Here is a 22,236-nt window from a genome sequence, read left to right as displayed (position 1 = left end):
TGAATGCACGTAACTTTCCCACCCCGGTCGCGTTCTGTCGCGGTACGCGTCGGGAAGGTTACGGAGGGTCAGGCGGCGGCCAGTTCCTGGCGCCGCACCCGGAGCTCCGCGGCGAGGACCGGGTCGAGCGAGGGGACGGCGGCGAGGAGCCGGCGCGTGTACGGATCCCTGGGCGCCCCGTACACCGCCTCGACCGTGCCCTGTTCGACGATCCGGCCGCCGCGCATGACCGCGACGCGGTCGCTGACCTGCCGGACGACGGCGAGGTCGTGGGCGATGAAGACGAGCCCGAGACCGAGTTCGGCCTGGAGCTCGGCGAGGAGCGCGGTGATCTGGGCCTGGGTGGTGACGTCGAGCGCGGAGACGGGTTCGTCGCAGACGATGACGCGGGGCTCGGCGGCGAGCGCGCGGGCGATGCCGACGCGCTGGCGCTGGCCGCCGCTGAACTCGTGCGGGTAGGCCCCGTCCCGGTCCGGTTCGAGCCCCACCCGGTCGAGCAGCTCCCGCACCCGGGCGCGGATCCGGGTCTCGTCGCGCTCCCCCGCCACGCGCAGCGGGTCGGCGATGGACTCGCCGACGGAACGGCGCGGGTTGAGGGAGGCGACGGGGTCCTGGAAGACCATCTGGAGCTCGCGGCGGTACGGGCGCAGCTCCCGTTCCGACAGGGTGCCGATCTCCGCACCCCCGTAACGGAGCCGGCCCCCTGTCGGGTCGAGGATCCGCACCAGCATGCGGCCGAGGGTGGTCTTGCCGCTGCCGGACTCCCCGACGACGCCGAGGGTCTCGCCCGCGTGGACGGTGAGGGAGACGCCGTCGACGGCGGTCACGGCACGTTTGCCGCGCCCGAACTCCCGGCGCAGGTCGAGCGCTTCGAGGAGTGGCTCGCCCGTGGGCGCGGGGGCGGCGGGCCGCACCGGCCCGTCGAGCCGGGGCACGGCGCCGAGCAGCCTTCGCGTGTACGGCTCCGAGGGGGCGCCCAACACCCCGCCGACGGGTCCACGTTCGACTTCGCGGCCGCCGCGCATGACGAGCACCTCGTCGACGCTCTCGGCGGCGACGCCCACGTCGTGGGTGACGAGGAGCAGCGCCGTGCCCGTCTCGCGCCGCACCTCGTGCAGCAGGTCGAGGATCTGGGCCTGCACGGTGACGTCGAGGGCGGTGGTCGGCTCGTCGGCGACGAGGAGACGGGGCTCGCAGGCGAGGGCCATCGCGAGGAGGGCGCGCTGGCGCATGCCGCCGCTGAACTCGTGCGGGCGGGAGCGGGAGCGGCGGGCCGCGTCGGGGATGCCGACCCGGTCGAGGACCTCCACGGCGCGGGCCCGGGCGTCCCGGCGGGAGCCTCCGGCGTGGACCCGGTAGACCTCGGCGATCTGGTCGCCGACGGCGTAGTAGGGGTCGAGGGCGGACAGCGGGTCCTGGAAGACCATCGCGGCGACGCCGCCGCGCAGTCTCCGCAGCTCGCCCGGGCCGGCGGAGCCGACGTCGATGCCGCCGACCCGTACGGAGCCGGTGACCCGCGCGCCCGTCCCCCGGTGGAGGCCGAGGAGGGCGCCCGCGACGGTCGACTTGCCACTGCCGGACTCGCCGACGAGGGCGAGGGCGCGGCCTTCGCCGAGGGTGAAGGAGAGGCGGTCCACGGCCCGTACGGGGTCGCCTTCGCGGTCGAACTCGACGGTGAGGTCCCGGACTTCCACCAGGGGACCTTCGCTGTGCGGGGTCACGTCAGGACCACCCTTCGGTCGGCGGCGGCGTACAGCAGGTCGGCGACGACGCCCGCGAGGACGACGGCGGCGCCCATCACCATGACCACGCCCACCACCACCGGCAGGTCGATGTCGCGGACCCCGTCGATGAGGGTCTTGCCGAGTCCCGGGATGCCGAAGAGGGATTCGGTGAGCACGGCTCCGCCGAACATCGAGCCGACGTCGACGGCGCTGATCGCGACGACGGACGGGACGGCGCCGCGCAGCGCGTGGCGGGTGACGACGGCCCGCTCCCCCACGCCGTAGGCCCGGAAGGTGCGGATGTGGTCCTCGGCGAGCGTCTCCAGGGTCGAACTCCTCGTGAGCCGCGCGTATTTGGCGGACTCGAAGAAGCCGAGGGTGAGCCAGGGAAGCAGCATGTTCCAGGCCCACTGCTCCGGGTCCTCGCCGAGCGGCACATAGCTCGGGAAGGGCAGCCACTGAAGGTGGGCGCAGACGACCATGAGGAGCATCAGCCCGAGGATGAAGACGGGCGTGCCGGTCCCGGCGAGGGTCAGCACGGTGAGGATCCGCTCGGTCGGGCCGCCCCGGCGCAGCGCCGAGAGCAGCCCCGTACCGACGCCGACGACGAGCCAGACGACGAGCGCGCCGAGGGCGAGCGAGGCGGTGGCGGGGAGCCGTTCCAGGACGAGCCGGGTGACCTGCTGATCGCTCTGGTACGAGAGTCCGAGGCAGGGCGCGTCGCAGTGCACGACGGAGGTGCCTGTGGAGTAGTCGCGGCCGGTGAACACGCCCTGGAGGAAGTGCAGGTACTGCGCGAACACGCTCTCGTTCAGACCGAGTTGCTCACGCACCTGGGCCACCTGCTGGGGGTTGCAGCGCTCTCCGCAGGCGAGCCGCGCGGGGTCGCCGGGCGCCAGGTAGAAGAGGGCGTACACGAGGACCGAGAGCGCCAGGAGGACGAGTGCGGCACCCGCGAGCCGCTTGAGGACGTAGCGGGTCATCGGGAGGTCTCCTTACGGCTGCCCACGCGCAGCCGGCTGGCCTCGCGCGGGTCGAGGGCCGTGCGGACCGCGTCGCCGAGGACGGTGAAGGCGAGCACGGTGACGAAGAGGAGTCCGGCGGGCAGCAGGACGTACGCGGGGTCGGCGCGGAACCAGGTCTGCGCGGTCGACAGCATCTGCCCCCAGGACGGGGTGGGCGGGGTGACGCCCACGCCGAGGAAGGAGAGGGAGGCCTCGACGACGATGTTGGTGGGGACGAGGATGGCCGCGTAGGTGATGACGGGTGCGGCGAGCGAGGGCAGCATTTCGCGGCGGGCGGTCCGCCACCGTCCGGAACCCGCGAGGCGGGAGGCGGCGACGAAGTCGAGGCTCCTGAGGGCGAGGGTCTGCGCGCGCACGATCCGGGAGGTGCCGGCCCAGCCGAGGAAGCCGATGACGAGGATCAGCAGCAGCGGGCGGGGGAAGCCGCGCGGGACGACGGCGGTCAGCGCGATGGCGAGGACCAGCATCGGCAGGGCGACGAGGACGTCGGTGATCCGGCCGAGGAGCCCGTCGACCCAGCGGCTGCCGAGCCCGGCGGCCAGCCCGACGAGGACGCCGAGCAGGACCTGGACGGCGGTGGCGCCGACGGCGACGAGGAGCGAGATCCGGGCGCCGTACAGGAGGCGGACGAACAGGTCGCGGCCGGTGCCGGGTTCGACGCCGAGCCAGTGGTCGGCGCTCACCCCGCCGAAGGAGCCGTACGGGACGCCGCCGCGCGCCGAGTCGACGAGGTCGTCGTGGTACGCGTACGGGTCCTGGCCCTCCAGGGCGGCGAGCAGCGGCGCGGCGAGGGCGAGGGTGACGAGCAGGAGGAGGACACCGGCGGAGACGAGGGCGGCGGGGCGGGTACGGAGCCGCCGCCAGGTCTGCCGGGCGGCGCCCGGGGCGGGGGTGCCCGCCACGGGCGCCGTCGTGTCGGCGAGCGGTGTGTCGGTCAGAACGGTCACTTGACCGCGACCTGCGAGATGTCGAGGACGCCGGTCCAGTCGCTGATGACGACGTTCTTGACGCTCTTGCCGACGAGCCGCTTGTAGACGGGGTGGAAGAGCGGCACGTCGAGCGCCTGCTCGCCGATCTTCTTGTCGAGGGCTCCCCAGCGGGCGGCGGCGGCCTGCAGGTCGGTCAGCTTGTTGATCTCGTCGATCTCCTTGTTGACTGCCGGGTCGTTCAGCTGGGCGTGGTTGTAGTTGGAGCCGTCGGCGACGATCTGCCGGCCGTCGAAGATCGGCGCGAGGAACGGGCCGCCGGCGGGCCAGTCGGCGCCCCAGCGGGAGAGGAAGAAGCCGGGCGCGTCCTTGACGCTCCAGCGCTTCTCGTTGAAGGAGTTGGGCTCCTGGCCGTCCAGCTTCACCGTGATGCCGGCCTTGCCGAGGGCCTCCTGGACGGCGGTGGCGATCTCGGGGCTGGTGGCGCGGTTCTGGGCGGTGGAGTGCAGCAGGGTGACGGTGAGGCCGTTCGGGAATCCGGCCTCCTTGAGCAGCTGCTTCGCCTTGGCCGGGTCACCGGTCTTGCCGGCCGGGAAGTGGTCGTACGGCGTGAAGCCGAAGGACTTCTGCTCGGGCAGGAAGGTGGTGGCGGGTTCGGCGAGCGCGGAGCCGCCGGCCGCGTTGACGACGCTGGTGCGGTTGACCGCGTACGAGATCGCCTGTCGGACCTTGGGGTTGTCGAAGGGCTTCACCTTCGGGTTGAAGGCGAGGTAGTTGGTGAAGCCGAAGTGGCCGGTGCCGACGCGGGCGGCGAGTGCCTTGTCGGAGCCGACCTGGGCGAGTTCGGCCGGTCCGAGGTTGGTGTCGGTGGTGACGGCGGCGGAGTCGGCGCCGGAGGAGGTGGCGAGGCGCTGGTTGATGACGGCCTCGTCGAGCCCGGACCGGACGTCGATCTTGTCCGGGTAGGCCTTGCGCTCCTCGTCGGTCTTCGGGTCCCAGTGCTCGTTGCGCTCCAGGACGAGGCGCTCGCCGTCGTTCTCGTTCTTCACGACCTTGTACGGGCCGGAGGAGACGGGGTGCTCCTCGTACGTCGCGCCGGTGTCCTTGGCCTGGGGGACGGGGGCGAACTGGGTCTGCGTGGCGACGAAGGGGAACTCGCCCTCGGGCTTCCTCAGCTTGAAGACGATGGTCCGGGCGTCCGGGGTGACGACGGAGGCGAGGCCCTTCTTGTCCTTGTAGGGCCCCTGGTACGTGTCGCCGCCGATGAGCCAGTCGCGCAAGTAGGGGGCGCCGCCGGAGAGTTCGGCGGCGAAGGACCGCTCGATGCCGTACTTGACGTCGGCGCTGGTGATCGGCGTGCCGTCCTCGAACTTCAGCCCCTCCTTGAGGGTGTACGTCCACTCCGTGGCGTCCTTGTTGGGGCGGCCGAGGTCGGTGGCGAGGTCGGGGACGACCTTGCTGCCGGCGGCGCCCGCCTCGCGGTTGCGGGTGGTGAGCGTACGGAAGACGAGGGAGGGGACGTTGCCGCCGCCGGAGGTGTAGAGGCGGGCCGGGTCGAAGTCGGTCTGGGCGTCACCGTTGAGAACGGTGAGGGTGCCGCCCTTCTGCGGGCCGTCGGCCGCCTTTCCGGCGGTTCCTCCCTCGGCGCCTGCGTCCTCGGGCCCCGCGCAGGCGGCGGCGCCCGTGGCCAGGACGAGACTGACGGCGGCCGCTGCCACACGGCGGGAAATGACGGACGATTGACGCATCGGAGAAGACCTCTCGGAGAACTGCGGGCAGGGAAAAGGGAATTCCGCGCAGGCAGCGGCGAGCGTCGACATCCGGAAAAGGACCGGGCACCGGAACGGCACAGGAGAAAGCCACGCCTGCGGGGAGGGAACACCCGGGCGCGGAAAGGCGTCGGCGGTACGAAGAAGAGAAAAGGCCGACGGGCGCTCGGGCTGGCGTCAGCTACAGAGAACGTCGGACACCGCGTGCCCGGTCACGCCGATGAGCGCCAGCTCAATGGCGGCGCGATCGAAGGTGACGTGGCGGTGTGACATGCCGAGAAATATGAACGAACGCACGAGTGATGTCAACGCGCATTCCGGGTTTCCCGAGACACGAGTCTCGCCATGTGGACATCATCGAGAGGGGCGGAACATCAACTCCCGGGATACACCCACGGGTTGGGGCGGCAGGTGATTCCGTTGACCCGCAGGGACTTCGTCTGCTGCTGCATCACGGGAGCGAGCGCGCCGGGGGTGTCACAGCTCACGTGACCGTGCCCGAGCCGGTGCCCGACCTCGTGGTTGATGAGCATCTGGCGATAGGCGTACATGGCCTTGGGACCGAAGGTCTCCGAGCCCTGCGCCCAGCGGAAGGCGTTGATCATCACGCGCTCGGTGTTGGCGGAATCGCAGGACACGTTGTCCACGGTCGTGTCGAGTCCGGACTTGCGACACCACTCCCCGGTGGTGCCGGGGCTCGCGAGCGTGATGACGAACTCGGGCTCCCCGCTGGAGATCCGCTCGAAGGCCATCGCCCCCTGACCGGCCCAACTGCGTTCGTCGTTGAGGGTCTTGTGCACGGCCTCGGCGAAGAGCCGCGGGTCGAGACCGATGCCCTTCTCGACGTCGATCCGGTAGCGGACCAGCCGCCCCTTGCCGGGCGCCTTCTGCAGGCCCGGCACGGCCTCGAACACACCGGAGCCGTCCAGCTTCGGGTCGATCGGGAACTGGCGGGTCATCAGCTGCTCGTACGTCGGCGCCGGGGCCGAGGGGGCCGCCGAGGGGGCCGCGGCCGCCGGGCGCGTCGGGGTGATCCGGTCGTCGGAGCGGGAGGCGGAGGTGTCGCCCGAGGCGCGCTCGGCCTGCCCGTCGGCGGCCCGGGTGACGCTCGGCGCGTCCCCCCGGTCGGCGACCTGTCCGGCGACGACGACGGCGAGGACGGTGGTGACGGCGGCGGCCGCGATACCCGTCAGAGTGCGGCCCTTGAAGGCCCGGCCGGCCTGGCCGTCGGCGGGTGCCTCCGCGGCGGACGCGCTCTCACGCCGGGGTCCGGGGACGAACGGCGCCCGGGACGCGGCCTGTTCGGGCGCGGACCGCGGGGAATCGGACTGCGGGGACTCGCCCTGCCCGGGCGGAGCGGCCCGGTGGGCGCCGCGCCGGTGACCGTACCCCTCGGGGTGCGGGACGACGTCCTCGTCGTGCTGCGGATGTCCGCCCCGTACGGAGACGGTCCGATAGGCGGGGATGCCGTACGCGGGGGTGCCGGGGGTGCCGTGCGCGGGAGTGTCGTAGCCCCCGCCGCCGTACGCCTGCGCCCCGTAGGGAGGCGTCCCGTACGGCGCTGCCCCGTACTGAGGGGTGCCGTGCGCGGGAGTCCCGTACTGCGGTGTGCCGTATGCCGGAGCCCCGTATTGAGGTGTGCCGTGCGAGGGCGTCCCGTACTGGGGTGTGCCGTGCGCCGGGGTCCCTGCGGAGTCCTGCCCGCCGCCCGGTGCCCTGCGTCGACGCCCCGTCCCCGAGGCCTGTCCCGTGGCCCCCGGGTCCTCCCCGGGCGCTCCCCGGGTCTGCCCGGCCGCGCCCTGCGCAGCCGTCCCCGTCGTCCGTCCGGCCGCCGCGCGCTGCCCGGTGTCACTCACCGAGGGCGCGGAGCCCTTGCGACTATGTCGTCCCACGGTCCCGGATCAGCTCCCACCGTGGTCGGCGATCAGTTCCCGCGCGGCCTGGGCGACCGTCTCGGGATACTCCATCATCGCCACGTGCCCCGCGTCCGGCAGGGTCAGCAGGCGCGATCCACGGAAGGCGGCGGCCGCCTTCCGGGCCATCCGGTACGCGACGAGCTGGTCGCGCCCGCCGTAGACGAGGAGCGTCGGGGCGAGCACCCGCTCCGCCTGCCGCCACAGCCCGTGCTGCCCGCCGAGCGTGTACGCGTCGACGATGCCGCGCGAGGAGCGGGCCATCGCGTCCCAGAAGTACGGGAGCTCCAGGCGCCGCTCCATCTCCTCGACGGCGTGCCGGAAGCCCTCCTCGGTGACCCGGTCGGGGTCTCCGTAACAGAGCGACAGCACCCCGCGGACCCGCTGCTCGGGCGTCCAGTCCTTGGAGAGCTTCGCGAAGAGCGAGGCGACGCCGGGCACCGCGAGCATCACGGTGGGCCAGGCGGTGCGCTGGGCGCGCAGCTCGGGCAGGGCCGGTGCGATGAGGGTGAGGGTGCGGACCAGGTCGGGTCGCACGGCGGCGACACGGGTGGCGACGGCGCCGCCCAGCGAGTTGCCGAAGAGGTGGACCGGTCCGCGTCCGCCGGCGTCGAGGAGCCGGATGACGGCCCGGGCGTGCCCGGTGACCGAGTAGTTGCCGTCGTCGGGCGGCGGGGAGTCGCCGAAGCCGGGCAGGTCGACGGCCTCGCCGTCGACGAGGTCCGCGAGCAGCGGCATGAGCGCCGACCAGTTCTGCGAGGAACCGCCGAGGCCGTGGACGTACAGCGCGGGCGGCAGGCCGGGCCGGGTGCCGGGCCGGGCGCGGACGGTCAGGGTGAGTCCGGGGAGGGCGACGGAGCGGAGCTCCTCGCCGTCGGCGACCCGTACGTCGCGGATCCGCGACGCCTGAGGTGCGGCAGCGGTCCGGGTTTCCGGCAGCTCGGTCGAGGACATGGCCGCAATATTACGAGACGATCACGCGGCGGCGCGTGTGGGTGGGGTCACAGGTCCGTGTGCGGCGGGCCGAGTGTGCTCCTACGCTCGAAGGGAGGGCCATCGGAGAGGACCGCGGACCCCGCGCGCCGGAAGGAACCTCATGACTGTCGATCCGACCGAGCCGGACACATTCACCGAGGAAGAGGTCGTCGTGCTCGACCAGGAAATCCCCGAGGCCGACGCGGCTGAGCAGCACACGGAACTGCAGCAACGGGAGGACGAGCACCCCACACACGTCGAGCACGAGTCCGCTGACGAGGCCGACGCGTCCGATCAGGCCCGTGTCGTCGCCCTCGACGAGGACGACTACCGTTGATTTGTTCGGTTTAATCTTGAATCGACTGTCGACCAGGGCGTCCGGTCCGTGAAATTCTGCGTTCGCACCGCGCACAGCCGGGTTACCCAAAAGTACGATGGCGGCGCGGCGCGACAGCGCGCATGGATCGAATCTTGGGAGGCCGCGTGAGCGCCATCGAGCAGACAGAGGCAGCACGCCCTCGGGGCACGCGCCTGCCGCGACGTGCCCGACGGAACCAGCTGCTCGGCGCGGCCCAGGAGGTCTTCGTCGCCCAGGGGTACCACTCGGCCGCGATGGACGACATCGCCGAACGGGCCGGCGTCAGCAAGCCGGTGCTCTACCAGCACTTCCCCGGGAAGCTGGAGCTCTACCTCGCCCTGCTGGACCAGCACTGCGAGTCCCTCCTCCTGGCGGTGCGCACCGCGCTGGCCTCGACCACGGACAACAAGCTCCGGGTCGCGGCGACGATGGACGCGTACTTCGCCTACGTGGAGGACGAGGGCGGCGCCTTCCGGCTGGTCTTCGAGTCCGACCTCACCAACGAGCCCGCCGTGCGTGAGCGCGTGGACCGGGTGAGCCTGCAGTGCGCCGAGGCGATCTCCGATGTGATCGCCGAGGACACCGGTCTCTCCAAGGACGAGTCGATGCTGCTCGCCGTGGGTCTCGGCGGCGTCTCCCAGGTCGTGGCCCGCTACTGGCTGTCCAGCGAGTCCAAGATCCCCCGCGAGAAGGCGGTCGGGCTGCTGACCTCGCTCGCATGGCGCGGTATCGCCGGCTTCCCGCTGCACGCGGTCGACGGTCAGCTGAGCGCCGAGGGTCACTGAGGCCCGTCCCGGGGCATTCCCGTGGGCTGTTCGCTCCTGGCGTGCTCCGGCTGAGCCGTGCGCGTCCCCTCACCGGGCTAATGTGTGCAGCGTACGGCGCGGGTAATTCGCGCAACGCTGACCGTTCGGAGGGACATAGCCGTGGAGGTCAAGATCGGCGTGCAGCACGCACCCCGGGAGATCGTTCTGGAGAGCGGGCAGTCCGCCGAGGAGGTGGAGCGCGCGGTGGCCGACGCACTCGCCGGCAAGGCGCAGCTGCTCAGCCTCTCGGACGAGAAGGGTCGCAAGATCCTCATTCCGGCCGAGAAGATCGCGTACGTGGAGCTCGGCGAGCCCGCCGTGCGTCGGGTGGGCTTCGGCGCCCTCTGAGTCCCGGATCCATGAGAGAGGCCCGGCGGACCGTTTCGGTCCGCCGGGCCTCTCGTCTGTCCTTCCGTACCGCCTGACGTGCCCGAACGGCCACGTCAGGCGGTACGGAAGGATTGCGTTCCGGAGGCCGGGGGTAGGAGGGCTACGACCGCACCACCCGCCCCGCAGCACCCGCGAGGTGATCCGCCGTGTTCCTGGAAGCCCTCGGTTCCGCACTGCTCGGTTTCGCCCTGGCATGGGCAGCCGTGCACCGGCTGGCCGACCGCCTCCCCTCTCGGGGGACCGTCCTCGCCTCGGGCGCGCTGGGCGGAGTGTTCGGCGCGCTCGTCACCCACGGGGCCCTGGGCCCCGGCCACTTCCTCGCCACACTGATCGGTGCGGTGGCGGTCGCGGCGGTGCTGCTCTCGCTGCTGATCCGCCCGGCGGCGCGCCGGCTGCGACGATCAGCGGCGGCGTGAACAGCGCCGCCCGACGACGTACGACAGGTGTGACGACAGGTGTGACGACAGGCGTGACGGCAGGTGTTACGCGGCCAGGCCGAGCGCTGCCATGCGCTTGGTGTGGGCCTCGGTGATCCGGGAGAACATGCGGCCGACCTCGGCGAGGTCGAAGCCGTCCGCGACACCGCCGACCAGCATCGTCGACAGCGCGTCGCGCTCGGCGACCACGCGCTGGGCCTGCGAGAGCGCCTCGCCCATCAGGCGGCGCGCCCAGAGCGCGAGCCGGCCGCCGACGCGGGGGTCGGCGTCGATGGCCGCACGGACCTTCTCCACGGCGAAGTTGCCGTGGCCGGTGTCGTCGAGGACCGACAGGACGAGCCCGCGCGTGTCCGAGTCGAGCCGGGCCGCGACCTCCCGGTAGAAGTCGCTGGCGATCGAGTCGCCGACGTACGCCTTGACCAGGCCCTCCAGCCAGTCCGACGGCGCGGTCTGGCGGTGGAAGTCGTCGAGCGCCTTGGCGAAGGGCTCCATCGCGGCGGTCGGCTCGGCGTCGACGGCCGCGAGCCGGTTCCGCAGCTGCTCGAAGTGGTGGAACTCGGCCGAGGCCATCTTCGCCAGCTCCGCCTTGTCCGCGAGGGTCGGCGCCAGCTTGGCGTCCTCGGCGAGCCGCTCGAAGGCCGCCAGCTCTCCGTAGGCGAGCGCGCCGAGGAGGTCGATCACGGCGGCGCGGTACTGGGGGTCGGCGGATGCGGTGGCCCAGTCCTCGGCGGCGATCCCGGTCGGTGTGGCGTTGTCAGGCGTCTCCATGGAGCGCACAATAGCCCGCTCGCGGCACCGGGAAGGGCCTGGTCAGTCAGTGTGACCGTGCCCTCATCACGTTTTCTCCCAACACACATGCGCGATTCCGGGGTACAGTGATAAAGCGCCTGCTGAGTATGCGGACATGCTTTCGCACGTTCGGACGTATCCGGTGGGCCGACTCATGAATGAGGATGCCCGGTCGGTGGCCCGATCGGCTCCGGCCCGACAGCCCTTCCGGCGGACCCGCGGAAGGGTCACCTCAGCGGTTCGACGCTCGAGCGACGGCAGTGGTCCCGTGCCACCTGGCTGTGATCTTCACGATCCGGCCGGAAGTATCCCGGCACGGTACGACCCCCTTCGTTCGCCTCGCACCGCGTCCACAGAAGAGGCAGCACCCTGACTACGACTTTCCGAGAGCTCGGAATCCTTCCCGAGACGGCCGAGGCGCTTGAGGCCGTCGGCATCGTCACCCCCTTCCCCATCCAGGAGATGACCCTCCCGGTCGCCCTCACCGGCACCGATGTCATCGGCCAGGCCAAGACCGGTACGGGCAAGACCCTCGGTTTCGGCCTTCCGATCCTGGAGCGCGTGACCGTTCCCGCGGACGTCGAGGCCGGCCGGGCGAAGCCCGAGCAGCTGACCGACGCCCCGCAGGCGCTCGTCGTCGTCCCCACCCGCGAGCTGTGCCAGCAGGTCACGAACGACCTCCTGACCGCCGGCAAGGTGCGCAACGTCCGCGTGCTCGCCATCTACGGCGGCCGCGCGTACGAGCCCCAGGTCGAGGCACTGAAGAAGGGCGTCGACGTCATCGTCGGCACCCCCGGCCGTCTGCTCGACCTGGCCGGCCAGCGCAAGCTCGACCTGTCGCACGTCAAGGTCCTCGTCCTGGACGAGGCCGACGAGATGCTCGACCTGGGCTTCCTGCCCGACGTCGAGAAGATCATGAACATGCTGCCGCCGAAGCGTCAGACCATGCTGTTCTCGGCGACCATGCCGGGCGCGGTCATCGGCCTGGCCCGCCGCTACATGTCGCAGCCCACGCACATCCGGGCCACCTCGCCCGACGGCGAGGGCGTGACCGTCGCCAACATCAAGCAGCACGTCTACCGCGCGCACAACATGGACAAGCCGGAGATGGTCTCCCGCATCCTGCAGGCCAACGGCCGCGGGCTCGCGATGATCTTCTGCCGCACCAAGCGCACGGCGGCCGACATCGCCGAGCAGCTGGAGCGTCGCGGCTTCGCGTCCGGCGCGGTCCACGGCGACCTCGGCCAGGGCGCCCGCGAGCAGGCGCTGCGCGCCTTCCGCAACGGCAAGGTCGACGTCCTCGTCTGCACCGACGTCGCCGCGCGCGGCATCGACGTCGAGGGTGTCACCCACGTCATCAACTACCAGTCCCCCGAGGACGAGAAGACCTTCCTCCACCGCGTGGGCCGCACCGGCCGCGCGGGCAACAAGGGCACGGCGGTGACGCTGGTCGACTGGGACGATATCCCGCGCTGGCAGCTCATCAACAAGGCGCTGGAGCTGGACTTCCACGACCCGGTCGAGACGTACTCCTCGTCCCCGCACCTCTACGAGGAGCTGGACATCCCGGCGGGCACCAAGGGCATCCTGCCCCGCACCGAGCGGACCCGTGCGGGTCTGGGCGCGGAGGAGCTGGAGGACCTGGGCGAGCCCGGCGGACGCCGTGGGCGCGGCCCGAAGACCGACAAGGTCGAGAAGGTCGAAGAGCTCCCGGCCCGGACGCGGACCCCGCGTCAGCGTCGGCGCACCCGTGGTGGCGGCGACTCCGGCGACGCCCCGGCGTCGACGGCTCCGGTCACCGTGTCGGCCGCTCCGGCCGCTTCCGTCGCCTCGGTGACCGAGGACGCGGCGGCCGAGTCCGGCCCGCGCACCCCGCGTCGCCGTCGCCGCACCCGTCCCGGTGGCCCGGGCACCGCTCCGGTCGCCGCCCAGCCGGTCCAGACCGCGCCGGTCGCTCAGGCCGCGCCGGTGGCCAAGGCCGCTCCGGCGGCTCCGGCTGTCGCAACCGCTCCGGCCGTCGTCGCCGAGGTGCCGGTGGCGGAGCCGAAGGCTCCCCGTCGCCGTGCCCGCGTCGCCCGCCCGGAGGCCGTGACGGCCGCGCCCGTCGCTCCGGCCCCCGTCGCCCAGGAGACCGCCCCGGCCCCGCGCCGTCGTCGTCCCCGTGTGCTGCGTCCGGTCGAGGACACCGGTTCCTTCCAGACGGTCGAGACCGCCGCGGCCGCCCTGCGGAACGCTCCGGTCGCCGAGGCGCCTGCCGCCCCGGTCGTCGAGGCCCCCGCGGAGGCCCCGGCGGAGCCGAAGAAGGCCCCCCGTCGCCGTACGGCCAAGAAGGCCGTGGCGGAGCCGGTCGTCGAGGCCGTCGCCGCCCCGGTCGTCGAGGCCGTCGCCGCCACCGCCGAGGTCACGGCCGAGGTTCCCGCCCCGCGCCGTCGCCGCACGGTCCGCAAGGCTGCCGGTTCCCCGGTGACCGCCGAGGCTGCGGTCGAGGCCCCGGTGGCCGAGGCCCCCGCCGAGCCGGTCGCCGAGGAGGCTCCCAAGGCTCCTCGCGCCCGCCGCACGGCCCGCAGGCCCGCAGGCTCCCCGGTGACCGCCGAAGCTGCTGTCGAGGCCCCGGTGGCCGAGGCCCCCGCCGAGCCGGTCGCCGAGGAAGCCCCCAAGGCCCCTCGCGCCCGCCGCACGGCCCGCAGGCCCGCAGGCTCCCCGGTGACCGCCGAAGCCCCGGCCGAAGCCCCCGTGGCCGAAGCCCCCGCCGAGCCGATCGCCGAGGAAGCCCCCAAGGCCCCTCGCGCCCGCCGCACGGCCCGCAGGCCCGCAGGCTCCCCGGTGACCGCCGAAGCCCCGGCCGAAGCCCCCGTGGCCGAAGCCCCCGCCGAGCCCGTCGCCGAGGAGGCCCCCAAGGCCGCCCCGCGTCGCCGTACGACCAAGAAGGCCGCGGCCGCCGAGGTCGTCGTCGAGGCCGCTGTCGAGGAGGCCCCCAAGGCTCCCCGTCGTCGCGCCACGAAGAAGGCCGTCGCCGCCGAGGCGCCGGACGCTTCGGAGCCGAAGACGCCGACGCGTCGCCGTACGACGAAGAAGGCCGCGGCCGCCGAGGCCGTCGAGGCCCCGGCCGTCGAGGAGGCCCCGAAGGCCCCGCGTCGCCGCACCACCAAGAAGGCGGCGGCCACGACCGAGGCCTGAGCCTCACCGCGTCACCACCGTGCGGCCCGTTCCCTCTCCAGGGACGCTGTTGGTCAATTCCGCCCCGCTGGATGTCATCCAGCGGGGCGGAGTGCTGCGAAGGGGCTGATCCGGGTGGGGGCTCTGCGTTGGCCGGTGAGGTGGGCGTCGATGCGGGCGAGGTTAATGGCGGCACCGGTGAGCTGGTGCTGGAGACTGGTCTTGGTCAGACCTCGGTAGCGGGATCTGCGCAGGCCGCAGCGCAGGATGCCTTGGGAGATGGTGCCCTCGACGCCGGCACGGATCTGGTAGCGGTTCTTCCACTGGTCGGTCTGCTGCTCGGTTCTGGCGGCTCGCAGGACGTGGTGTTCGTCGTGGTGGCGCAGGCGTAGTTCGCGCCGTTCGCGAGTGGGTGAGCTGATGCACTGGGTCCGCTCGGGGCAGGGGCGGCAGTCCTTCGCCGAGAACATCACTCTGATGACGGGGAGCCCTTGCTGGGAGAGCCGGTTGCTCCAGGTTCGGCTGGTCTGTCCACTGGGGCAGGTGACCTGCTTGGCGTCCCAGTCGATGGTGAATGCCTCCTGGTCGTAGCCGCCCTTGGCGCTGGTCTGGGCACTGGTGTTGGCCTGGACCGGGCCGTGCAGCGCGACACCGTGGTCCTGCTGGGCGGCGACGATCTGTGACGCCGTGGGATATCCGGCATCGACCCAGTGCTCGGCCGGAAGGCAGTCCCGGCGGGAGAGGTCGGCGTGGATGGCGCCGGCTATCGCGTTGTCGGGAACGGTGGCCATGGTGGTGGTGACGTTCGTGATCAGGTTCGGGCTGTCGGGCTCGCAGGTTTCCGTCAGGTGGACCTTGTAGCCGTCCCAGAGGATGTCGCGTTTCCCGCTGGCCCTGGCTTCGATGTCATAGGGGGTGACCAGGCGTAACGCGCCTGGCGGGCGGTCTTTTGGGGCACGCCGCTGCACCTCGCCTTCGACCAGGTGGAAGTGCTGGACCCAGACCTGGCGCAGGATCTCGACCTCCGGCAGAACCACCAGCCCAGGAGGAGTGTCGGCGGAGAGGACTGCTTCCAGCAGACGCGTCCCGTCGATGCCGACGCGACGGCCCACGGCATCTCTCGCCGCCCGGGCCTTGGGGAAGCGGGAATCCTCCGCCCGGGTGGCGTAGTGCTTGAACCACTCCGGATCACTGACCCCGGTCAGCCAGTCGGGAGCGGCCTCGGCCATGGCGTTCAGCGCCGACCTCAGTGTCTCGGTGACCAGCTCCAGCCAGTTCAGGGCCCGGGCTGAGGATTCCACGTGGGTGGAGTCGGTGCGAGCGCGGCCGGAACTCTTCAGCAGTCCCTTCTCACGGCATCCGGCGAGGATGCCGTCCAGCACCCGGCGCCCGGCATCCGCACCGGTCAGACGGTCCCTGAACTCCGAGAGCACCGAGAAATCGAAACCCGGATCACCCAGGTCCAGACCGAGGGCGTACTTGTAGTCGATCCTGGCCCGCACGGCTTCCGCGGCCTGCCGGTCGGTCAGGCCCTCGACGAACTGCAACACCAGCACCAGCGCGAGCCGGCCCGGTGACCACGCAGGCCTGCCCCGTGCCGGGAACAGGTCCGCGAACTCCTCGTCCGTGAACAGCGGCCCCAGCTCGTCCCTCACCCGGATCGCAAGACTGCCCTTCGGGAACGCGGCCCGCGCCACCCGCACCGTCTCCGCCGGGATCTCCCCCGACCCCTTCGACTGCAACGACACCCGAACCCACCCCATACGACAACGTCGGCCTTCCAGACCACAACCAGGTCTGGAAGGCCGACGTCACGCACGGGCCCGAATTAACCAACAGCGTCCCTCTCCAGGGGACGGGCCGCACGGCCGTCTCCACCGTCCGGCCAGGCCAGGGGCCGACAAGCCCCGGCCTCGCCGCGCGGTTACAGTCCAGACATGAGCAAGCCCCGTTCCCTCGCGTTGCCGCCCCGGACCCGTGCCCGTCGTCTCGTGACCGCGCGCGGCGACTTCGCCGTCCTCGACGCGGCGCCCGACGGCGAGTCGCGCGGGACGGTGCTGCTGCTGCCGGGGTACACCGGCAGCAAGGAGGACTTCCTGGCGCTGCTCGGGCCGCTGAGCGAGGCCGGGTACCGCGCGGTGGCGGTGGACGGGCGCGGCCAGCACGAGACCCCGGGCCCCCGGGGCCGGGCCGCCTACCGCCGCAAGGCCCTCGCCCTCGACGCGGTCGCGCAGGCCGCCGCCCTCGGCGACGGGCCCGTCCATCTGCTCGGCCATTCCTTCGGCGGCCTGGTGGCCCGCGCGGCGGCGACCCGCGCGCCGGACGCCTTCCGCTCCCTCACCCTGCTCTCCTCGGGCCCCGGCCGGGTCGCGAGGCCGCAGCGGATCCGGGTCCGGGCGCTGCGGAGCGCGCTGGCGCTGCTGCCGAAGGAGCGGGTCTGGCAGGCGATGTGCTGGCTGGACAGCCGCGGCGAGCAGCCGGGCGCGGTCGACGCCCCGGAGATCGCGGGCTTCCTGCGACGGCGCTGGATGCGGACCCGGATCGCGCAACTCGCGGGCGCCGGACGGCTGCTGCTGAGCGATCCGGACGGTACGGCGGAGCTGCTGGACCTGCGGATGCCGCTGCACATCGCGTACGGGGCCGAGGAGATGATCTGGCCGCCGGCGGAGCTGGCCGCGGCGGCGGCCCGCACCGGCGCGCACCACACGGTGGTCGAGGGCGCGGGCCACTCCCCCAACGTCTCGCACCCGCGCGAGCTCGCCGACCGGCTGACCGGCTTCTGGGAGAGGACCGCGGCCCGGGCGGAAGTCCGTACCGCGGCCCGCTGACCCGCCCCCTCCCCTTCCCTCAGGCGCTCAGAGCTGGAACTGCGTCTTCAGGTGCTGCCAGAAGCCGTCCCGCAGCGCCCGCCGCAGCGAGGCGTGCCCGCGCAGGGAGCGGCTGAGCAGGCGCTCCGCCTCGACGAGCAGGTCCTGGTCGACCGGCCCCGGGAGGTAGGGGGCGCCGGGCAGGAGCTCGGCGAGCCGGTCCCGGCCGCGCTCGCCGAGCCAGGTCGCGGCGATCTGGGCGCCGACGAAGCGGACCTCCTCGCGGGAGGGCGGCGGCTCGCCCTCGTTCTCGTACGTGGTGACGGGGCGGCGCGTGACATAGGGGCTGCAGAAGTCGAGCTCGAAGGTGCGCTGGCTGTCGACCTCCCAGAGGAGCGCCTCGGCCTGGTTGCGGCCCTCGGCGGCCTCGATGCCCCAGAGGTGGACGCGGGCCCCGTACCCCTGGGCGGCCTCGACGGCCGAGACGAGGTCCTCGTCGCCGCCGACGAGGGCGGCGTCGCTGATGGCGCGGTGGCGGGCGAGGGACTCCAGATCGGTGCGGATCAGGGAGTCGACGCCCTTCTGCTGGTTGTTGGCGTTGAGGTTGCCGAGGCGCACCTTGACGTCGGGAAGCTCGGCGATGGCCTGCTGCTCGGGGGTGTGGATCCGGCGCCTGGCGCCGTCGTACCAGTAGACCCGGAGCAGTCTGCTGTCCGCGAAGATCGTGCGGGCCTTGTCGATGAAGGCCTCGATCAGGCCCTCGGCGTCGAGGTCGAAGGAGCGCCGGTCCTCGGTTCCCGCAACCAGCAACCCGGCCGCAGCATGGACGTAACCTGCGTCGACGAAGATGGCGTGGGTGGAAGGGGTTTTGGCTACCTCGGCCAGCATCCGCTGGAGGAGCTCGTTGGTGCGCTCCACGCGGGCGTCGAGCGCGCTCAGGCGGGCGTCGATCAGCTGCGGCGCTTCGGCGGGTGCGGCAGTGGGGGCTTCGGTGGTCTCTGCGTCGTTCATACGGGGCTCATTCTCCGCCGCTGACGGCCCGGCCGCCACACCCCCTACCCGCTAGTAGTTAGACATCCGAAAATTTTCCTTAGCGTAAGGAATGTTTGCAGGATGCAATCCGTTGAACCGCTGTGTAACCCAGTTCTCCTTCAGGAGGATCAACTCAGACGAAGGGAGAAGCCCATGCGCTTCGAAATCCTGCGCCTCGACGACATCGACGGAACGCCCGTCGACCGCACGGTCGTGGACGCCGCCTCCGTCAATCGGATCGTGCAGCAGGCCGCCGCGATCGGCCAGCGCATCTGGATCCGCCCCGCCGAGACCTCGGCCTCGTAACAGGCCAGGGGTCCACACCACGCACCGCGCCCCCGCATGGACTTCGCAGAGCGGAATCCGTACGGGGGCGCAGTGGTGTCCGGAGCCGGGAGCTCCCGGGGCGGGACCTGGGGGGTCAGGAGCTCTGGATCACCTGGGTGACGCCGTTGATGATCTGCTGGACGGCGATGGCGGAGAGCATCATGCCGGCGAGGCGGGTCACGAGGACGACGCCGCCGTCCTTGATGACGCGGATGATCAGCAGCGAGTAGCGCATGGTCAGCCAGAGCACGACGTGCATGGCGACGATGGCGGTCCAGACGGAGACCTGCGAGGCGACGCTGTCGGCGTGCTGCACGGCGAGGATCACCGAGACGATCGCACCCGGCCCGGCGAGCAGCGGCATGCCGAGCGGGACCAGGGCGACGTTCACGTCCTTGGTCTGCTTGGGCTCGTCGGTCTTACCCGTGAGCAGGTCGAGCGCGATGAGCAGCAGGAGCAGACCGCCCGCGATCATCAGCGCGGGGACGGAGACGTGCAGATACGCGAGGATCTGCTGCCCCAGGATGCCGAAGACGGTGATGACGCCGAAGGCCACCGTGACGGCCTGCCAGGCCATCCGGCGCTGGACCTTGGCCGGTCGGCCGGAGGTGAGGGCGAGGAAGATCGGTGTGATCCCGGGGGGATCCATGATCACGAAGAGGGTCAGGAACAGCGAGCCGAAGACGGCGACGTCGAACACGGTGGGGTGCCTTGCGGGAGAGGTCGAACAGTGGGGTGTCGCCGCCCACCGCCGGAATACGAGATTCCGGCAGCAGGACGGCGTGAGTACGTCTCCGCGGGGCGCGGGGCCGCGCGGGGTGACGTGGACGTGTACGGGTGGGGCGGGCGTACGGGCGCGGGAAGCCGGTAGCGGCGGCGGCCGACGGGCCTCGCGTGCGGGCGTCCTCGGACCACCGGCCCGTACGACGGACGCGAGGTCCTTCGTACGGAGACCGGCCTCGACCGACAGGCCGCGAACCACCGAACCGCCGGACGACCGCCACAGGCCTGCGGGCGCGCACCCCTGGCCAGGGCCTGGCCGTCGGATCGGGGTCGGACAGGTCGCCCCGGCGTCCGGTGTGGCGCGTCGCAAGGCGCCGGAGCGCCCTCACAGCGGAGCCATGGGGCGTTACGGCAATGCGGCGAGGTGCCGTGCGGACGGCCGCGGCCCCCGACGTGATCCGCCGGACAGGGCCTAGAAGGCTCCCCCGGCGCCGGGGACCGGGAAGGCCCCTGCGGCACGGCGGGTGATCTCGCCGTAGATCTCGGGATCGGTCGTGTACTCGCCGAGGCGACAGGTCTTGCGGCTGCCGTGGTAGTCGCTGGAGCCCGTGGCCAGCAGCCCGAGCTCCTTCGCGAGTCCGCGCAGCCGTGCGCGCGTCGCCTCGTCGTGGTCCATGTGGTCGACCTCGATGCCGTCGAGTCCGGCGTCGGCAAGCCGGGCTATCGCGGCCTCCGGCACGACCTCGCCGCGCTTGACGGCGAGCGGGTGCGCGAAGACGGTGACGCCGCCGGCGGCCTTGACCAGACGGATCGCCTCGAAGGGATCCAGCTCGTGCTTCCCGACGTACGCCCGGCCGCCGTCGGCGAGCCACTCGGGCGTGAACGCCCCGGACACGTCCGCGACGACTCCGAGCTCGACGAGCGCCTCGGCGACGTGCGGGCGGCCGACGGAACCGTCGCCGGCGATCCGGGCGACCTGCTCCCAGGTGACGGGGACGCCGAGCTCCTGGAGCTTGCCGACCATGGCCCGGGCGCGCGGCACGCGGTCGTCCCGGACGAGCTCGCGCTCGGCGAGGAGCGCCGGCTCCTCCGGGTCGAAGAGGTACGCGAGCATGTGCAGACCGACGCCGTCGAGCCGACAGGACAGCTCGGCCCCGGTGACGAGGGTCAGCCCCTCGGGCAGCGCGGCGATCGCCTCGGCGTGGCCGCGGGTGGTGTCGTGGTCCGTCAGCGCGACGACGTCGAGCCCGGCCGCGGCCGCGTTCCTGACGAGTTCGGCCGGCGAGTCCGTACCGTCGGAGGCCGTGGAGTGGGTGTGCAGGTCGATGCGCACGACGCGGTACTCCGGGGGCTCGGCACGGACGAGGGACGCTCCAGCATAACGGGCGAATCGAACACGTCCGCACGGAACGTCACCACGCGCATCGCCTACCGGACAGGCCCCGGGGACCTGTCGTCGAAGTCCCGCGGCCGCGGCGCACCCAAGACACCCCTAGCTCAGGAGCCTCGGGGTGAGCGCGCCGCACGGCAGGAGCTCGACCTCGGCGCCCGCGTCCCGCAGGTCCGTGAGGACCAGCTCGTCGTACATCAGCAGGCCCGACTGCTCGGGCCAGACGATCGCCCACAGCCAGAGGCCGCGTGCCTCGCCCGCGAAGACCGCGCGGTCCTGCGGGGTGCCGGTGACGTGCCACAGCGGGGTGGGACGCCCGGCGGCGAGCACCTTCGCCTGGGGTGGTTTGTCGATGGCCATGCCGGAGCCGGGATCGGGGCCGTCGATGCCGGCGTACCGCGCACCGAGGCCGACGCCGAGCTCCTCGGCGATCAGGAGCAGCTCGCCGATCCCGCCGAGCGGGCCGGGCCCCGAGCACGCGACGGCCGTCGCGCGACCGCCGCTGCGATCGTCCCCGGCGTACGCGACACCGGTGAAGAGCCAGCCGACGGGCAGGGGCCACGGCATCCACACCGGTACCTGGGACCGGTGCACCACGACACCGAGAGCCTCGACGCTGGGTGGGATCACGGGCTGGAGCGGATGCACCGGGCCGTGCGCGTCACACTGCCAGGAGTCGGCGAAGAGACCGGGCGCTCTGACCCTGCCACCACACTTCGGACAACTGGGTTCGCCCCTCATAGGGCTCAACGGTCCTACCCCTCGCGCCCCGCGTCAAGGACGGCGGCGGACGATCACCCGTCCGGCCCGAGGCGTTCACCCGGGGTGGTCAGCCACGATGCCGGGCGTCAGTCCAGGTTCACGGACCTGCGCAGCGGATCGCGCAGATCCGTCCCCCGCGCCAGCCAGCGCTCCTCCAGGGCCTGCGCCCCGTGCACCCGCTTCCACGCGGCCTCGTTCGAGGTCATGGGGAGCAGCGGCAGGAAGCGGACCGGGTCCATCGGCTCGTCGAGCTCCAGGTCCTCCACCAGGCCGCCGGACTCGGCGACGAGGACCGAGCTGAAGGGGGCGCCGGTCCAGAGGGGCTCGCCCACGTCGAGCGAGGCGCCGGGGGCGACGATCACACCCTCGACCTGAGGGGTGGAGGCGAGCACGGCGAGCGGGCGCAGCACCTTGTCGGTGTCGGCGAGGCCGGCCCGTACGGTGAGGACGAGCTCCGCGCGCGGGCCCTTCACGGGGTCCGCGAGGGCGGCGGTCGGGTCGGCCATCGGCGAGGCGGACATGCCGAGGGTCGCGTACCGCACGACGTCGCCGTCGACGAAGCGGAGCACCTCGATCCGCTCGGTACCGAGAAACGTCACCGCGGCCCGCGCGTCCGGTTCACCGAGCGCCGTCCGCAGCCGGGCCTCGACCAGAGCAAGAACTTCTCCCATGGGTTGAGCATAAAGCGCGTATGGAACGGGCAAAGTCAAGGATTGACCCTCTGTCGGCTGATAGTCTTGGCCGCTGGTCGGGAGTCCCGAACTCCTGATTACTCGTCACACGTCATCCCTCACGAGGGACCGGCCGGAGGAGGTGGGGCTGCGATGGACCGAAGTCGGTCGGGCAGTACCAGCCGCTCTTCCGCCCCGCACCCGAGCCCGGTGCGCTTCTCCCTCCGGTGATCCCAGGGTCCCGTTCGGACCTGCC

The 22,236-nt window shown here is 72.3% G+C and carries 21 protein-coding genes; 7 read left to right on the top strand and 14 right to left on the bottom strand.

What is annotated here, in order from left to right; all coding sequences use genetic code 11:
- Positions 1-68: 68 nt before the first annotated feature.
- The 7 genes from OG580_RS23905 to OG580_RS23880 all read right to left on the bottom strand — a co-directional run bounded on the left by OG580_RS23905 (position 69) and on the right by OG580_RS23880 (position 8,311).
- Positions 69-1,721 carry an ABC transporter ATP-binding protein gene (locus OG580_RS23905; protein WP_267045718.1) on the bottom strand — a complete coding sequence of 551 codons (1,653 nt, stop codon included), beginning with the start codon at positions 1,719-1,721 and terminating at the stop codon, positions 69-71.
- On the bottom strand, positions 1,718-2,707 hold the full coding sequence (locus OG580_RS23900; protein WP_267045717.1) for an ABC transporter permease: 990 nt from the start codon (positions 2,705-2,707) through the stop codon (positions 1,718-1,720). The genes OG580_RS23905 and OG580_RS23900 overlap by 4 nt, the downstream gene beginning before the upstream one ends.
- Complete coding sequence (locus OG580_RS23895; protein ID WP_267048099.1) at positions 2,704-3,651, bottom strand: ABC transporter permease; 948 nt, start codon at positions 3,649-3,651, stop codon at positions 2,704-2,706. The genes OG580_RS23900 and OG580_RS23895 overlap by 4 nt, the downstream gene beginning before the upstream one ends.
- A 41-nt stretch (positions 3,652-3,692) precedes the next feature.
- Complete coding sequence (locus tag OG580_RS23890; RefSeq protein ID WP_267045716.1) at positions 3,693-5,423, bottom strand: ABC transporter substrate-binding protein; 1,731 nt, start codon at positions 5,421-5,423, stop codon at positions 3,693-3,695.
- Between the two features lie 198 nt (positions 5,424-5,621).
- Positions 5,622-5,717, bottom strand: coding sequence for an Ms4533A family Cys-rich leader peptide (locus tag OG580_RS36170; protein WP_323182597.1), 96 nt, complete (start codon positions 5,715-5,717; stop codon positions 5,622-5,624).
- A gap of 101 nt (positions 5,718-5,818) precedes the next feature.
- Entirely contained in the window at positions 5,819-7,336 is a 1,518-nt protein-coding gene (locus OG580_RS23885) for a DUF3152 domain-containing protein (RefSeq protein ID WP_267045715.1), read from the bottom strand.
- A 9-nt stretch (positions 7,337-7,345) separates the two neighbouring features.
- The gene (locus OG580_RS23880) at positions 7,346-8,311 is read right to left on the bottom strand and encodes an alpha/beta fold hydrolase (RefSeq protein WP_267045714.1); all 966 of its coding nucleotides are present in this window, start codon (positions 8,309-8,311) and stop codon (positions 7,346-7,348) included.
- A gap of 142 nt (positions 8,312-8,453) precedes the next feature.
- Here OG580_RS23880 and OG580_RS23875 point away from each other — a divergent pair, with 142 nt between their 5' ends.
- The 4 genes from OG580_RS23875 to OG580_RS23860 all read left to right on the top strand — a co-directional run bounded on the left by OG580_RS23875 (position 8,454) and on the right by OG580_RS23860 (position 10,302).
- Positions 8,454-8,669 (top strand): hypothetical protein, encoded by a 216-nt coding sequence (locus OG580_RS23875; RefSeq protein WP_267045713.1) that lies wholly within the window; start codon positions 8,454-8,456, stop codon positions 8,667-8,669.
- Positions 8,670-8,815: 146 nt separating this feature from the next.
- On the top strand, positions 8,816-9,475 hold the full coding sequence (locus tag OG580_RS23870; protein WP_267045712.1) for a TetR/AcrR family transcriptional regulator: 660 nt from the start codon (positions 8,816-8,818) through the stop codon (positions 9,473-9,475).
- Between the two features lie 141 nt (positions 9,476-9,616).
- A complete protein-coding gene (locus OG580_RS23865; protein ID WP_030207540.1) occupies positions 9,617-9,844 on the top strand; it encodes a DUF3107 domain-containing protein in 228 nt (75 codons plus the stop codon).
- A 188-nt stretch (positions 9,845-10,032) separates the two neighbouring features.
- Entirely contained in the window at positions 10,033-10,302 is a 270-nt protein-coding gene (locus tag OG580_RS23860) for a hypothetical protein (protein ID WP_267045711.1), read from the top strand.
- A 66-nt stretch (positions 10,303-10,368) separates the two neighbouring features.
- On the opposite strand, the gene OG580_RS23855 is transcribed toward OG580_RS23860, so the two are convergent.
- Positions 10,369-11,091, bottom strand: a complete 723-nt coding sequence (locus tag OG580_RS23855; protein WP_267045710.1) for a ferritin-like fold-containing protein — start codon at positions 11,089-11,091, stop codon at positions 10,369-10,371.
- A 483-nt stretch (positions 11,092-11,574) separates the two neighbouring features.
- Between OG580_RS23855 and OG580_RS23850 the strand changes: the two genes are divergently transcribed.
- Positions 11,575-14,289 carry a DEAD/DEAH box helicase gene (locus tag OG580_RS23850; protein WP_267045709.1) on the top strand — a complete coding sequence of 905 codons (2,715 nt, stop codon included), beginning with the start codon at positions 11,575-11,577 and terminating at the stop codon, positions 14,287-14,289.
- 74 nt (positions 14,290-14,363) lie between these two features.
- On the opposite strand, the gene OG580_RS23845 is transcribed toward OG580_RS23850, so the two are convergent.
- Positions 14,364-16,016, bottom strand: coding sequence for an IS1182 family transposase (locus tag OG580_RS23845; RefSeq protein ID WP_267042466.1), 1,653 nt, complete (start codon positions 16,014-16,016; stop codon positions 14,364-14,366).
- 189 nt (positions 16,017-16,205) lie between these two features.
- Between OG580_RS23845 and OG580_RS23840 the strand changes: the two genes are divergently transcribed.
- A complete protein-coding gene (locus OG580_RS23840; protein WP_267045708.1) occupies positions 16,206-17,096 on the top strand; it encodes an alpha/beta fold hydrolase in 891 nt (296 codons plus the stop codon).
- A 27-nt stretch (positions 17,097-17,123) separates the two neighbouring features.
- Here the strand turns inward: OG580_RS23840 and OG580_RS23835 are convergent, their stop codons facing one another.
- Positions 17,124-17,963: an NYN domain-containing protein gene (locus tag OG580_RS23835; RefSeq protein ID WP_267048098.1), complete on the bottom strand. Its 840-nt coding sequence runs from the start codon at positions 17,961-17,963 to the stop codon at positions 17,124-17,126.
- 297 nt (positions 17,964-18,260) lie between these two features.
- Between OG580_RS23835 and OG580_RS23830 the strand changes: the two genes are divergently transcribed.
- Positions 18,261-18,413, top strand: coding sequence for a hypothetical protein (locus OG580_RS23830; RefSeq protein WP_086823662.1), 153 nt, complete (start codon positions 18,261-18,263; stop codon positions 18,411-18,413).
- Between the two features lie 115 nt (positions 18,414-18,528).
- Here the strand turns inward: OG580_RS23830 and OG580_RS23825 are convergent, their stop codons facing one another.
- From OG580_RS23825 to OG580_RS23810, 4 genes are all read right to left on the bottom strand, one after another.
- The gene (locus OG580_RS23825; protein WP_267045707.1) at positions 18,529-19,134 is read right to left on the bottom strand and encodes a MarC family protein; all 606 of its coding nucleotides are present in this window, start codon (positions 19,132-19,134) and stop codon (positions 18,529-18,531) included.
- A gap of 495 nt (positions 19,135-19,629) precedes the next feature.
- On the bottom strand, positions 19,630-20,490 hold the full coding sequence (locus OG580_RS23820) for a PHP domain-containing protein (protein WP_267045706.1): 861 nt from the start codon (positions 20,488-20,490) through the stop codon (positions 19,630-19,632).
- A 159-nt stretch (positions 20,491-20,649) separates the two neighbouring features.
- The gene (locus OG580_RS23815; RefSeq protein WP_267045705.1) at positions 20,650-21,288 is read right to left on the bottom strand and encodes a DUF6758 family protein; all 639 of its coding nucleotides are present in this window, start codon (positions 21,286-21,288) and stop codon (positions 20,650-20,652) included.
- Positions 21,289-21,395: 107 nt separating this feature from the next.
- Positions 21,396-21,980: a suppressor of fused domain protein gene (locus OG580_RS23810; RefSeq protein WP_267045704.1), complete on the bottom strand. Its 585-nt coding sequence runs from the start codon at positions 21,978-21,980 to the stop codon at positions 21,396-21,398.
- Positions 21,981-22,236: the final 256 nt, after the last annotated feature.

Origin of the sequence: Streptomyces sp. NBC_00094, from assembly GCF_026343125.1 — a bacterium.
In the GTDB taxonomy this organism is placed as follows: Bacteria; Actinomycetota; Actinomycetes; order Streptomycetales; family Streptomycetaceae; genus Streptomyces.
This window is presented reverse-complemented; position numbering and strand designations above follow the sequence as displayed.

Coding starts and splice junctions, on each gene's coding strand:
- OG580_RS23900 (WP_267045717.1), bottom strand. CDS start 2,707: ATGACCCGCTACGTCCTCAAGCGGCTCGCGGGTGCCGCACTCGTCCTC.
- OG580_RS23840 (WP_267045708.1), top strand. CDS start 16,206: ATGAGCAAGCCCCGTTCCCTCGCGTTGCCGCCCCGGACCCGTGCCCGT.
- OG580_RS23810 (WP_267045704.1), bottom strand. CDS start 21,980: ATGGGAGAAGTTCTTGCTCTGGTCGAGGCCCGGCTGCGGACGGCGCTC.
- OG580_RS23850 (WP_267045709.1), top strand. CDS start 11,575: ATGACCCTCCCGGTCGCCCTCACCGGCACCGATGTCATCGGCCAGGCC.
- OG580_RS23815 (WP_267045705.1), bottom strand. CDS start 21,288: ATGAGGGGCGAACCCAGTTGTCCGAAGTGTGGTGGCAGGGTCAGAGCG.
- OG580_RS23875 (WP_267045713.1), top strand. CDS start 8,454: ATGACTGTCGATCCGACCGAGCCGGACACATTCACCGAGGAAGAGGTC.
- OG580_RS23880 (WP_267045714.1), bottom strand. CDS start 8,311: ATGTCCTCGACCGAGCTGCCGGAAACCCGGACCGCTGCCGCACCTCAG.
- OG580_RS36170 (WP_323182597.1), bottom strand. CDS start 5,717: ATGTCACACCGCCACGTCACCTTCGATCGCGCCGCCATTGAGCTGGCG.
- OG580_RS23855 (WP_267045710.1), bottom strand. CDS start 11,091: ATGGAGACGCCTGACAACGCCACACCGACCGGGATCGCCGCCGAGGAC.
- OG580_RS23835 (WP_267048098.1), bottom strand. CDS start 17,963: ATGCTGGCCGAGGTAGCCAAAACCCCTTCCACCCACGCCATCTTCGTC.
- OG580_RS23830 (WP_086823662.1), top strand. CDS start 18,261: ATGCGCTTCGAAATCCTGCGCCTCGACGACATCGACGGAACGCCCGTC.
- OG580_RS23890 (WP_267045716.1), bottom strand. CDS start 5,423: ATGCGTCAATCGTCCGTCATTTCCCGCCGTGTGGCAGCGGCCGCCGTC.